Annotated in this window: 11 protein-coding genes and 1 pseudogene; 6 read left to right on the top strand and 6 right to left on the bottom strand. The window is 56.9% G+C overall.

The features are described from left to right. Positions 1-91: 91 nt before the first annotated feature. Entirely contained in the window at positions 92-1483 is a 1392-nt protein-coding gene (pntB, locus tag EHO01S_RS07800; protein ID WP_024523433.1) for a Re/Si-specific NAD(P)(+) transhydrogenase subunit beta, read from the bottom strand. Between the two features lie 12 nt (positions 1484-1495). Continuing rightward, positions 1496-3022 carry a Re/Si-specific NAD(P)(+) transhydrogenase subunit alpha gene (gene pntA / locus EHO01S_RS07795; protein WP_024523432.1) on the bottom strand — a complete coding sequence of 509 codons (1527 nt, stop codon included), beginning with the start codon at positions 3020-3022 and terminating at the stop codon, positions 1496-1498. Between the two features lie 532 nt (positions 3023-3554). Here pntA and ydgH point away from each other — a divergent pair. Together ydgH and EHO01S_RS07785 are read left to right on the top strand one after the other, a co-directional pair. Beyond that, complete coding sequence (ydgH, locus tag EHO01S_RS07790) at positions 3555-4505, top strand: DUF1471 family protein YdgH (RefSeq protein ID WP_024523431.1); 951 nt, start codon at positions 3555-3557, stop codon at positions 4503-4505. 242 nt (positions 4506-4747) lie between these two features. Then, the gene (locus tag EHO01S_RS07785; RefSeq protein WP_024523430.1) at positions 4748-6139 is read left to right on the top strand and encodes an amino acid permease; all 1392 of its coding nucleotides are present in this window, start codon (positions 4748-4750) and stop codon (positions 6137-6139) included. Positions 6140-6245: 106 nt separating this feature from the next. Here the strand turns inward: EHO01S_RS07785 and EHO01S_RS07780 are convergent, their stop codons facing one another. Further along, the gene (locus EHO01S_RS07780) at positions 6246-6647 is read right to left on the bottom strand and encodes a hypothetical protein (RefSeq protein WP_024523429.1); all 402 of its coding nucleotides are present in this window, start codon (positions 6645-6647) and stop codon (positions 6246-6248) included. A 596-nt stretch (positions 6648-7243) separates the two neighbouring features. Here EHO01S_RS07780 and folM point away from each other — a divergent pair. The 4 genes from folM to EHO01S_RS07760 are packed head-to-tail and all read left to right on the top strand — an operon-like array spanning position 7244 to position 11559. Then, positions 7244-7966 (top strand): dihydromonapterin reductase, encoded by a 723-nt coding sequence (gene folM, locus EHO01S_RS07775; protein ID WP_024523428.1) that lies wholly within the window; start codon positions 7244-7246, stop codon positions 7964-7966. Positions 7967-7981: 15 nt separating this feature from the next. After that, complete coding sequence (gene rstA, locus EHO01S_RS07770) at positions 7982-8704, top strand: two-component system response regulator RstA (protein ID WP_024523427.1); 723 nt, start codon at positions 7982-7984, stop codon at positions 8702-8704. A 4-nt stretch (positions 8705-8708) separates the two neighbouring features. Next, positions 8709-10019: a two-component system sensor histidine kinase RstB gene (rstB, locus tag EHO01S_RS07765; RefSeq protein WP_024523426.1), complete on the top strand. Its 1311-nt coding sequence runs from the start codon at positions 8709-8711 to the stop codon at positions 10017-10019. A gap of 52 nt (positions 10020-10071) precedes the next feature. Next, on the top strand, positions 10072-11559 hold the full coding sequence (locus EHO01S_RS07760; protein WP_024523425.1) for a carboxypeptidase M32: 1488 nt from the start codon (positions 10072-10074) through the stop codon (positions 11557-11559). 24 nt (positions 11560-11583) lie between these two features. Here the strand turns inward: EHO01S_RS07760 and EHO01S_RS19290 are convergent, their stop codons facing one another. The 3 genes and pseudogenes from EHO01S_RS19290 to EHO01S_RS07740 all read right to left on the bottom strand — a co-directional run bounded on the left by EHO01S_RS19290 (position 11584) and on the right by EHO01S_RS07740 (position 12760). Continuing rightward, positions 11584-11964, bottom strand: a complete 381-nt coding sequence (locus EHO01S_RS19290) for a HipA domain-containing protein (RefSeq protein WP_024523424.1) — start codon at positions 11962-11964, stop codon at positions 11584-11586. Further along, positions 11961-12431 (bottom strand): annotated as a pseudogene (locus EHO01S_RS19285) (HipA N-terminal domain-containing protein). The gene EHO01S_RS19290 and the pseudogene EHO01S_RS19285 overlap by 4 nt, the downstream one beginning before the upstream one ends. A 77-nt stretch (positions 12432-12508) precedes the next feature. Next, a complete protein-coding gene (locus tag EHO01S_RS07740; protein ID WP_024523422.1) occupies positions 12509-12760 on the bottom strand; it encodes a helix-turn-helix domain-containing protein in 252 nt (83 codons plus the stop codon). Positions 12761-13170: the final 410 nt, after the last annotated feature.

Below are 13170 nucleotides of genomic sequence, written 5' to 3'. Positions count from 1 at the left end.
TAGGGGCGGGGCTGGCAATAAAAAAGCGCCCGCAGGGACGCTTGTTGGGCAGGCCCGAGGCAAACTCGGGCCGATGCGATGAAAGCGACGCTTACAGCGCGCGCAGAATAGCCTCGACGCTATCCTTGGCATCACCGAACAACATCTGAGTGTTCTCTTTAAAGAACAGCGGATTTTGCACCCCGGCATAACCGGTATTCATCGAACGTTTAAACACGATGACGTTTTGTGCTTTCCATACCTCCAACACTGGCATCCCGGCGATCGGGCTACGCGGATCTTCCATCGCCGCCGGGTTGACCGTATCGTTGGCGCCGATAACCAGTACCGTGTCCGTATCGGCGAAATCGTCGTTGATCTCGTCCATCTCCAGCACCACGTCATAGGGCACTTTCGCCTCGGCCAGCAACACGTTCATATGGCCAGGCAGACGCCCCGCGACCGGGTGAATACCGAAACGGACCTTCACGCCGCGCTCACGCAACTTCTGAGTGATCTCTGCCACCGGATACTGCGCCTGGGCGACGGCCATGCCATAGCCTGGGGTAATGATGACCGACGAAGAGTTCTTCAGCATCTCGGCTACCTCTTCGGCGCTCGCCTCACGGTACTCGCCCATCTCACCCTCATCGCCCGTCGACGAGCCGTCGGTACCGAAACCGCCAGCGATCACGCTGATGAAAGAGCGATTCATCGCCTTACACATGATGTAAGACAGGATGGCACCGGAAGAGCCGACCAACGCCCCGGTGACAATCAGCAGGTCGTTGCTCAGCATAAAACCGGCAGCAGCGGCAGCCCAACCCGAGTAGGAGTTCAGCATCGACACCACGACCGGCATGTCGGCACCGCCAATGGAGGCCACCAAGTGCCAGCCGAAGGCCAGGGCGATCAGCGTCATCAGCAGCAAGGCAAAGACCTGCGCGGCGGTAGCGCCGGTGTTGACGAACCACAGCAGCAACAGGAATGAGACGACCAGCGCCGCCAGATTCAGCTTATGGCGATGCGGCAGCATCAACGGCTTGGATGAAATGATGCCACGCAACTTACCAAACGCGACGATCGAACCGGTAAAGGTCACAGCACCGATGAAGACGCCGAGGAAAACCTCCACCAGGTGGATATTTTCCAGCACCTGCGTCATGCTGCCCGGCTGATGCTCAATATAACTATTGTAACCAACCAGGACGGCGGCCAAGCCGACGAAGCTATGCAGCACGGCGACCAGTTCCGGCATCTCGGTCATTTCAACCTTCCGCGCCAGATAGATGCCGATGGCACCACCGATTACCATCGCCACGATGATCCAGCCGATGTTAGCCGCATCCGGGCCAAAGATGGTGGCAATCAGAGCGATCGCCATACCGACCATACCGAAAGTGTTACCCTGCTTCGATGTCTCATGCTTAGACAAACCAGCCAGACTAAAGATAAACAGGATGGCGGCAACAATGTATGCTGCGGTTACTAATCCTCCAGACATTTGTTACCTCCCTCAGTTCTTGCGAAACATTTTCAGCATGCGCTGGGTGACGGTGAAACCACCGAAGATGTTGATACTGGCGATCAACACCGCAATAAAGGCAAAGAAGGTGATCCAACCGCCATGCCCTATCTGCAACAGCGCCCCGACCACAATGATGCCCGAAATGGCATTGGTGACCGACATCAACGGTGTATGCAATGCATGACTCACGTTCCACACCACGTAATACCCCACCACACACGAGAGCGCGAAGACGGTAAAGTGGGAGAGGAACTCACTCGGTGCCACACTCGCCATCCAGCCAAACAGCACGATCGCCAAGGCGATGAGCAGATACTTCTTCAACGGCGAGGCCGGTTTAGCGGCCACGGTAGCGGCCGGTTCGGCTTTCGCCGCCTGCGGTTGAGCAGACACCTTGATCGGGGGGGCCGGCCAGGTGATCGCCCCATGCTGAACCACGGTCACCCCGCGGATGATCACATCCTCGAAGTCCACCTGTAACGTGCCATCCTTCTCTTTGCACAACAGCTTGAGCAGGTTAACCAAGTTGGTGGCGTACAGTTGGGATGATTGCGTCGGCAGGCGGCTCGGCAGATCGGTATAACCGATGATCTTAACGCCATTCTCCGTGGTCACGATCTGATCGGCCTGAGTCAGTTCACAGTTGCCGCCGGTCTGTGCCGCCAGGTCGACGATGACACTCCCCGGCTTCATCGCAGCGACCATCTCTTTAGTGATCAAGCGCGGCGCCGGTTTACCCGGGATCAGCGCCGTGGTGACGATGATATCGACCTCTTGCGCCTGCGCGGCGAACAGCGCCATCTCCGCCTTGATGAAAGCCTCAGACATCACCTTGGCGTACCCATCGCCACTGCCGGCCTCTTCTTCAAAGTCCAGTTCCAGGAACTCGGCGCCCATACTCTGCACCTGCTCCTTCACCTCTGGACGGGTATCAAAGGCACGCACAATCGCGCCCAGGCTCCCGGCGGCGCCAATGGCGGCCAGCCCGGCCACGCCGGCTCCAATCACCATCACTTTCGCCGGCGGTACCTTGCCGGCTGCCGTGATCTGCCCGGTAAAGAAGCGGCCAAACTCATGCGCCGCCTCCACGATGGCACGGTAACCGGCGATATTGGCCATCGAACTCAGGGCATCCATCGACTGCGCACGTGAAATCCGCGGCACCGAATCCATCGCCATCACCGTCACCTGACGCTGTGCCAACTTATCGAGCAACGGCTGGTTTTGCGCCGGCCAGATAAAGCTGATCAGCGTGGTTCCCACCTTCATGCGCGCAATCTCATCATCCTCCGGCGCATTGACCTTCAGGATCACATCACTCTGCCAGACCTCATCCAACGTAACCACGTCGGCCCCCGCCTGTTGATACGCGGCATCCTCAAAGCTGGCTAACTTGCCGGCCCCGCTCTCAATAGCCACCGTGAAACCCAGTTTAAGCAGTTGCTCGACCGTCTTCGGCGTCGCCGCTACGCGGGCTTCATTGGCCAACCGCTCTTTTGGTACACCAATACGCATAATCGTCCCTTTTCACCTGTCAATAAGATGAGCGTCATCCATAATCTGCGATGACCTTGTATGCTGTTAGCGAAGATTGCTGAATAGCTTGTTATAAACTACTGAAAACAGATGCGCCGATCCACTATTGTTCATCACGCCTGGCGGTAAAATTAGCAAATCCGGCGATTTGCCATGGTCATATCGACTAGCTTCTGATTTCTGGCTATTTATCACACCGCTTCCGCCCTAAAAACGCGTATGAAAGCGCACACCTACCATCAATCGGTGGCTCTCTGCCGGTGTCGGGCGTCAGATGATGCGCTCGGCGATACCGCCGAAGAGCGTTTTCTGCCCGTCAGGACAAATAGGTTACGTCGCATTTATCGTATAAAATCCTGAGGCAAGGCAGACAATTACATGTAATAATCGAACACATTATTGTGTGTCGTCACGGTTAATCGCGGCAAGGTTTGGCAAACGTGGAATGCCGCAGTGTGCGCTTCTGCCGCTAACCAATATAACTGAATAAGGCGTAAAGGATTTTTTTGATATGAAGCTGAAAACCACCCTCATTGCGTCGGCCCTCCTCTCCGCTGCTGCATGCTCTGTCCAGGCCGCTCAAGAGCTCTCGCCCCAGAAGGCCGCAGAACTGAAGCCATTCGAACGCATCACCATCACCGGTCGCTTTAATATGCTGAGTGAGGCGGCCGATGCGGTCTCGCGCCGTGCCGACCAGTTGGGTGCCGCCTACTTTTATATTCAGGATACCAACGCCAGTAACGGTGGCGGTAACTGGCGTGTCGTCGCCGATATCTATAAGAAAGACGCGCCTACGGTGGATAAGAGCCAAACCTACCGCACCTTCTTCGGGGTCAAAGAATTGCCTAAACAGGAGGCCGTCCGGTTACAACCTTTCGATACGGTGACGGTCAACGGCTTCTTCAATAGCCAGCCAGAGGTGAATGACGCTATCGCGCGAGCGGCGAAGAAAAAAGAGGCCGCCGCCTTCTACATCGTGCGCCAGATCGACACCAACAATGGTGGTAACCAGAGCATCACCGCCTATGTCTTTAAAGCCGATGCGCCTCCGCGTCAGGTACAAAGCGCCGATGCAATCCCCGCCGACTCCGACGCCGGACGCGCGGCGCTCGCTGCCGGAGGGGCCGCCGCCGCCAATGTTGAGATCCCCGGTGTCGCGACCTCTTCCAGCATGAGCCATAGCGTCGGTCAATTCTGGCAGACTCAATCATCCAGCGGGAAGCGTTACACTGTCACGCTTCCCGACGGCAAACAGATCCAAGAGTTGAACAACGCCACCGCCGCACAGATGGTTCCCTTTGACTCCATCACCTTCAGCGGTCGATTTAACAGCATGACCGATATGTCGACGGAGACAGCGAAGCGGGCGGCGGCCAAGGGCGCCAAGTATTATCACATCACGCGCCAGTGGCAGAACCAGAGCGGGGGGAACCTGACCGTCAGCGCCGATCTGTTTAAATAAACCGCGCCTTATGCTATCAACGGCCCTACGGGGCCGTTTTTTTCACCATAACCCGCGTGCTGCGGACTATTTTTGAATAAATTTTTACTCAAATTGCATAGTCTTCCATTGCGCCCACGACGCGCACTCCGTACAATCGGCGCCACTTTTACCACACTCCGCAACGGAGCCCGGTAATCGTCAGTTTTTACATCATCGCGATGTAAAATATGGGTTAATTTATCTATCTGTTGGATTTCGCCTTGGAAAAAAAACTCGGACTTACCGCTCTGACGGCACTGGTTCTGAGCTCCATGCTCGGTGCCGGTGTATTCAGCCTGCCGCAAAATATGGCGGAGGTGGCAAGCCCCGCAGCGTTGTTGATTGGCTGGGCTATTACCGGCGTCGGCATTCTGTTTTTAGCGCTCGCCATGTTGCTGTTGACGCGTCTGCGTCCCGATCTGGACGGCGGTATCTTTACCTATGCTAAAGAGGGGTTCGGTGAACTAGTCGGCTTCTGCTCGGCCTGGGGCTATTGGCTATGCGCGGTGATCGCTAACGTCTCTTATCTGGTGATCGTCTTCGCCGCCCTGAGTTTCTTTACCGACTCGGCACAACAGACGGTTTTCGGCGATGGCAACACCTGGCAGGCGGTATTGGGGGAGTCGATCCTGTTATGGGTCGTGCATTTCATGGTACTGCGTGGCGTGAAGACGGCCGCCGGCATCAACCTGGTGGCGACCTTAGCCAAACTGCTCCCCCTGGGGCTCTTCGCGATCCTGGCCGCCATCGCCTTCCGCCTGGATACCTTTAAGATCGACTTCACCGGCATAAAGATGGGTGTTCCGGTCTGGGAGCAGGTAAAAGACACCATGCTGTTTACCCTGTGGGTCTTCATCGGGGTCGAAGGCGCGGTTGTGGTCTCCGCCCGTGCGCGCCATAAACGGGATGTCGGCCGCGCCACTATGCTGGCGGTAGTCTCTGCGCTGGTGGTGTATCTGTTGATCACCCTGCTTTCGTTAGGGGTGGTCCCACGCGCCGAGTTAGCCGAGATGCGCAACCCCTCCATGGCGGGTCTGATGGTGAAGATGATTGGCCCGGTGGGCGAGCTGTTGATCGCCGCGGGGTTGATCGTCTCCGTCTGCGGTGCCTACCTGAGTTGGACCATCATGGCGGCGGAGGTGCCGTTCTTGGCCTCGCAGCATGGTGCGTTTCCCAAGATCTTCGCCCGCCAGAACGCGAAAGAGGCCCCGGCCTCGTCGCTCTGGCTGACCAATGGTGCCGTTCAGCTCACTCTGATCCTCATCTGGGCCACCGGCGCCAATTACAATAACCTGCTGACCATCGCCTCAGAAATGATCCTGGTGCCCTACTTCCTAGTCGGCGCGTTTCTGTATAAAGTGGCGCGGCAACGGGGCGACCGCTGGATCACCCTGGCGGCACTCGGCGCCTGTGCCTACGGCTTATGGCTGCTGTACGCTTCCGGCTTGGCACACCTGTTGATGTCGGTACTGCTGTACGCCCCGGGTCTGCTGGTCTTCATGTATGCGCGGCGAGCCCTGACCGATCGCCAACGCATGAGTCTGCTAGAGCGAGGTGGGATCTGCCTGCTCCTGTTGGCAACCCTGCCCGCCGGCTGGTTTATCCTGCACTAAGCCGAGGACGCCGACTAGGCACACGGCGCAACAACGCAACAAGGTGGCGAAAGCCACCTTGTTGCTATACCGCGCTGACTTCACGAGACCCCGCCGGGATCGGCCATTACTCCAAGGCAATTAGGAGACGTTCGCCATGTGGTTCGATACGCACGGGGATAGTCGACTGCGCGGCGATAGCGTGCAGTTGTGACTCCTCCAACGCATAGGGTAACTGGATCTCAATCTCTGGCAGTCCCTGATGATTCACCAATTCAATCAGGCGCAGAATATTGGTCTCATCGCTCACTTGGGTCGACAAGACCTGGAGCGCCAATTGACCGAGGCGGGAACTGTGGCTAACGCGTCCGTTGGCCCCACTATCGCGGGTGACCATACCGAACAGCGGCATCACGCCACAAATGGCATCGACGAAACGCCAACGCTTATTACAGGATGCGGATAAAAAATGGGTATAGTCAAAACAGACACGTTCATGTTTTCCGACAGACCGATGAAGATCAGACATATTCCAGGCTCCTACTCGCATCACGCTGGCGCTCAGCACATCCATGAATAGCGCATAGCATTTTATTTCTACGCTATCGGGCTATTATTCCAACTCACTACTGAGAGTTCAATATAAAAGTTAGGGCTTTTCGGCGCTCAGGGATTAAACATACAAATCAGCCGTAGTGTTCGTATCAACAGATTAACGTGCAGCCCAGTTCATTAGCAGCGAGTTAACATCAACGATACAAGCGCAAAAATATACAACTAACTGATTTTGAACAATAAAAATTAATAGGCGTTAGATATTGCAATGATAGGGAAAAACGTATTTAAAAAGATAACGACATATTAACCATGACATGCTTATCTTTATTTACATAATTATGTCTAGTTTTATTCCCTGTTTTACCGCAGGCTATTGTTGTCACCACGAATTGCAGTGACAACGATCACGCACGAGCCCCTCCTCCCGTAATCAGTAGGTGCTATTGCACTATTTTGGTATTGCCCTATATTTATTTACATCAAATTAACGCAATAGGTATCGCCATGCAGCAAATGGCATAATGTTTAGGTACACCGTAGCCATATTGTTAACAGGAAAAGAGAAAAATGGATACTCTGCCGAGCGCGCCGATTCTGATCACAGGCGGTGCCCGCCGCGTCGGATTGGCGCTCGCGTTAGCGTTACGCGCCCGGGCAATCCCGGTCATCCTCGCCTACCGTAGTGACTACCCCGCCCTCGCGCAGCTGCGTCAGGCCGGGGCCGTGTGTCTCCAAAGCGACTTTGCGACCACCGAGGGGATCTATGCGTTCGCCCGGCAGGTGCAGCAAATCACGCCACAGCTGCGTGCGCTGATCCATAACGCCAGCGCCTGGCAGGCGGAGTCACGCGACGTCCCGCCCGAGCAGACGCTGAGCGCCATGCTACAAATTCACGTTTACACCCCCTATCTGCTTAACCAACTGTTAGAACCGCAACTGCGCGGCCAGGGCGAGGCGGGGGCCGATATCATCCATATCACCGACTATGTCGTGGAGCGAGGCAGCGACGGCCATATCGCCTATGCCGCCAGCAAGGCGGCGCTGGATAATATGACCCGCTCTTTCGCCCGCAAGCTGGCGCCAGAGGTCAAGGTAAACGCCATCGCTCCCGCCCTGATCCTGTTCAATCCGCAGGATGACGAAGCCTATCGTCATAAGGCTCTGGACAAATCATTGATGAAAATCGCCGCAGGCGAACAAGAAATTGTCAATGCCATTGACTTCCTGTTGAATAGTCGTTTCATTACCGGTCGTACTATAGGGGTCGACGGCGGCCGCCCCCTGCGTTAACCAGGCGAAGAGACGATGAACAGAATTGTATTTGTTGAGGACGATCCCGATGTTGGCCAACTGATTGCGGCCTATTTGGGCAAACATGATATCGAAGTCACATTAGAGCCACGCGGCGATACCGCCTTAGCCACCATCACGCGGCTGAAGCCGGATCTGGCACTGCTCGACATTATGCTGCCGGGGAAAGACGGTATGAGCCTGTGCCGCGATCTGCGTCCGGTGTACAGCGGGCCGATCGTACTGCTGACCTCACTCGATAGCGATATGAATCATATTCTCTCTCTGGAAATGGGCGCTAACGACTATATCCTCAAGACGACGCCGCCGGCGGTGCTGTTGGCGCGGCTACGGCTACACCTACGCCAACATGCGACCGCTCAGCCCGAGGCGGCTCGTCATGAACCCAGCGCCTCGACTCGCCTCAATCCACTCCAGATCGGCCAGCTGTGCATCGATCCGGTGAATCGGGCGGTCCGCCTGGCGGCCGACGAGGTACATCTCTCCACTTCCGATTTTGATCTGCTTTGGGAGTTGGCCACTCACGCCGGCACCATCATGGATCGCGATGCCCTGTTACAAAACCTGCGGGGCGTCAGCTATGACGGACTGGATCGCAGTATCGATGTCGCCATCTCACGCCTACGGCGTAAGCTGCACGACACCGGCCCGGAACCCTTACGCATCAAAACAGTTCGCAATAAGGGGTATCTGTTCGCGCCCAACGCCTGGGAGTAACGCGATGCGCAAACTGTTCATTCAGTTCTATCTGTTACTGTTTGTCTGCTTCTTAGTCATGGCGATGTTGGTGGGGTTGGTCTATAAGGTCACCGCCGAACGAGCCGGCCGTCAGTCGATGGATGATCTGATGAAAAGCTCGTTATATCTGATCCGTAGCCAATTGCGTGAGATCCCGCCGCGTGACTGGAATAAGACCATCAACAAGCTAGACTGGAATCTCTCCTTCCAGTTCCATATCGAACCCCTCGGCAAACGACCGCTCTCCGCGAACCAAGCGCGTAAGTTGCGCGAGGGCGAGATCGTCGCGCTGGACGACGAATACACCTTTTTGCAACGCATTCCACGCAGTCACTATGTACTTGCGGTCGGGCCGATCCCCTACCTGTTCTTCTTGCATGAGATGCGGCTGTTCGATTTCGCCCTGATGTTACTCATCGGCCTGTCGTTGGCACTCCCCGTCTTTCTCTGGATGCGCCCCCACTGGCAAGATCTGCTGAAGCTAGAAAATGCCGCTCAACGTCTCGGCGAGGGACATCTCGAAGAGCGTACCCATTTCGATAGCACCTCCAGCCTGCATCGCCTGGGACTCGCCTTCAACCACATGGCGGATAATATCAACACCTTGATCGCCAGCAAGAAACAGCTTATCGATGGTATCGCCCACGAGCTGCGCACCCCCTTGGTGCGTTTACGCTATCGTCTGGCGATGAGTGACGGCCTCAGTGAGCAGGAGCAAGCGGCGATTAATCGCGATATCGGCCAGTTGGAGGCCTTGATCGACGAACTATTGACCTATGCCCGGCTCGACCGTCCTCAAGTCAGCACCCATCTTGAGGCGCTTGACCTGTCACGATGGTTAGAAGAGAAGATCGCCGAATTACGCCAGATGCATCCGCAACAAACCATCAGCTTGGATATTCCGCAGCACGGCGACTTTGGTGCCATTGATGTACGCCTGTTGGAGCGCTTGTTGGATAATCTGATTAACAACGCCCTACGCTACAATCAGGATAAACTCCGTATTGGACTGTGGCTCGACGGCGACAATGTCTGCCTACAGGTCGAGGACGATGGGCCGGGGATCCCACAGGCCGAGCGTCAGCGGGTCTTCGAACCCTTTGTCCGCCTTGATCCGAGTCGCGATCGCGCCACCGGTGGCTGCGGCCTGGGATTAGCCATCGTCGCCAGCATCGCCCAAGCCTATCAGGGGCAGATCACCATCCGTCGCTCCTCGCTCGGCGGAGCCAGCTTCCTGTTCACCTGGCCACGCCACGCCGTCGCCCTACCCTCAGCGCCGTTACCCCCGGCCTGATTCCCGACTAACCGATTAGACGGCTCCGCACGCGAGCCGTGGAGGCTCTATCATGACCAATGCCTATCAACACCTGGAACAAACCTTTCAACGCCTGGCGCGTTTCAGCCACCTCGCCGCAATCAGTGGTTGGGACATGCAAACCCATATGCCTGCCGGTGGCAGCCGCGCCCGCGCCGAGGCGCTGACGGAACTGAGCTTATTGATGCATCAGATCCTGAGCGATGCACAGACCGGCCAGTGGCTACAGCGCGCCGAGCAAGAGAGCCTCAGCGACGAGCAACGCGCCAATCTGGCCGAGATGCAGCGCCGCTACCAGCAAGCCAGCCTCCTTCCCGCTACGCTGGTCGAAGAGAAGTCCTTGGCCGGAATGCGCTGTGAACACGCCTGGCGCCAACAACGGCAGCACAACGATTGGCCGGGATTTATGGAAAACTTCCGCCCTGTGGTTCGTCTGAGCCGAGAAGAGGCACGCATCCGAGCCGAACACGCTGGCGTCAGCCGTTACGATGCCCTGTTAGATCTGTATGAACCAGGCATGAATAGTGCCCGCCTCGATGCTCTCTTCGGTGATGTCAAGGGCTGGCTACCCGAGTTGCTACAACGGGTCGTGGCGCGGCAACAGCGTCAGCCTGCACGTCAGCCGCGTGGCCCTTTCGCCCCGGAGGCGCAGCGTCGACTCGGACTCCGCGTTATGGAGCGTCTGGGATTTGACTTCAATCATGGTCGCCTGGATGTTAGCGCACATCCCTTCTGCGGCGGAGTCCCACAGGACGTGCGCATCACGACCCGCTACGACACGGCGGACTTCCTCAGCGCGCTATTGGGCATCGTGCATGAGACCGGCCATGCTCGCTATGAGCAAAATCTCCCCGCCCAGTGGGCGGGTCAACCGCTAGGCGAGGCACGCTCTACCGCAATCCACGAATCACAAAGCTTGTTCTTTGAGATGCAGATCGCCCGTAGCCATGGCTTCTTGAACGCCCTACGCCCTTGGGTGATTGAAACCTTCGGTAACGATCCCGCCTTTAGCGCCGACAATTTCGTCCGCCTCAATCAACGCGTCACTCCGGGTTACATCCGGGTGGATGCCGACGAAGTGAGTTATCCGGCGCACGTCATCCTGCGCTATGAGATAGAGCGCGCACTGATCGAAGGCGATATCGAGGTCGAAGATATTCCCGCATTGTGGGACGAGAAGATGCGCCTGTCGTTAGGACTCAGCACCGCCGGCAACGATCGCGATGGTTGCATGCAGGATATTCACTGGACGGATGGCGCCTTCGGCTACTTCCCGACCTACACCCTCGGCGCTATGTATGCCGCCCAATTGTATGCCGCCGCAGAGCGGGCTATCCCCGACCTCTCAGCTCAAGTGGCCGCCGGCATGCTAGCGCCGGTCAGTGACTGGCTGCGTGAACATATCTGGCGCCATGGTTCACGCTGGGATACCGATACCCTGATCCGTAACGCTTGCGGTGAGCCGCTGAACCCAGACTACCTGCGGCGCCACCTGGAACGGCGTTATCTGGCGGAGTGATGCTCGAAAAACGCCACGCGCTCGCTACACAGAGATCGCACTATCATCCCCTTGGTGTGCTACGCCCTCACTGGCACACCAAGCCTGGATCTTAGTCGCCTGGCGGCGTAGACCACTAAAGATGGCCTCACCAATATGGCTGGGGAAGGTGGCGGGTAATTCGGCACTCACCCGAGCGATCGCGCGCTCAGCCCCGGCGGCCATCTCCGCCATCAGTTCCGCTGCCACTGTCGGAGAGAAACCGACGCGCGCGGCGCTAGTGATAAAATGACGCGGCAAGATCTGCGCAAAATGGTACTGACGATGCTTTCCTAGCAGCGCCATCGCCATCTTAGCCTTACGCTCGGGAATACCGCCGCGTTGAAAAAGCGGAAAGGCAGACATAATGTCGTATAGCGGGGTCATGCGAAACGCGCCGCCGGGGTACTACCTTGCGGCCGTTGCCAGCGCCCCTGATACCAGAGCAACGCCGTTTTTTCTTGCGCCCCGACCAATGAAATGCGGAAATCAGCCTCGGTGGTCATCCCCAAAGGAGCCATCTGATACCCCGCGAGCAAGGCCTCGACCTCCTGTTCGCTCAATGGCGTCGCCTGCATCGTCATCACCGATGGCATCGGCGTATCCGGAGGGAACAGTTGGATCGCGCCGACGCCATCGCGGCCCACACTGGCGAGTAAATCGAAAGGATGACGCGTTTTCACTTGAAAGCGCGCCTGCATCCTGGCAATGATCGCCTCAGAGTCGGGTAACAAATTGCTAAAGAAATTATAGACGGCCTCGCCCTTATGGCGGCCATGCTAGAGCGGTAACGACAGGGAGATGGCGCGCGCTCCCGGTTCAGCCAACCATGTCGCCGTATATTGAAACGACATGGCACCATTGGCGGCCCGCCACAATGTACCGACCCACTCGCCATTCATCGCGACATTCAGCGACTGCGTCTTCATCGTTACCATTCCTTAGTCCAGCCGCCACCCACGTCAACGGTACTGCCCCGAGGCACCACCTGCAACTCTAGCTCGAGTGCGGCGAGGATCTTAAACAAGGTGTCCAGCTTTGTTGCCTGTGGGTGAGTCTCGAATCCCGATACGGTGCTCTGCTTGATCCCCACTTGCGCCGCCGTCTCCTTTTGGGTGAGACGGCGACACTTACGTTGATCGCGTACCGCTGCCGCGAGCGCCTCTGCGGAGGTCACTTTCATCTTGTTCTCCTTACTCCTTCTGAGAGGATAAAACAAAAATAACCCCTATAGCGGCTAAATATAAATTATCCGTTATAAGGGATAATACCCCCTGCGAGAGGGAGCGAAATCTTTTCTCCCCCTGCCCTTATTTGCTGAAAGGATCTTTTCGGCGACGATAATGTTCCGGTGGCGGGGGATGGCACTAAATGTATGTTGTAACTAATTGGTGAGAGGAACAGCGGATCATGCGTCATGTTAAGGCGTCCTCCCGCGCCCCGTCAGCGACGAGGCCTCGCCTCGCCCACGTTTTCGCCCCCTCGCCAGAGCGTGTCCCCCTGAGCCGTTTCTTTGTCCTGCGCTTTCTCATGGCGACCGTGAAGGCGTCGCCGTCGAACGGATAGCCTGGTCACCCTGCGCGCACAGAGCGC

This window comes from Edwardsiella hoshinae NBRC 105699 = ATCC 33379, assembly GCF_000474215.1.
GTDB lineage: Bacteria > Pseudomonadota > Gammaproteobacteria > Enterobacterales > Enterobacteriaceae > Edwardsiella > Edwardsiella hoshinae.
Note: the sequence above shows the minus strand (reverse complement) of the source record. Positions and strands in the feature narration are given on the sequence as shown.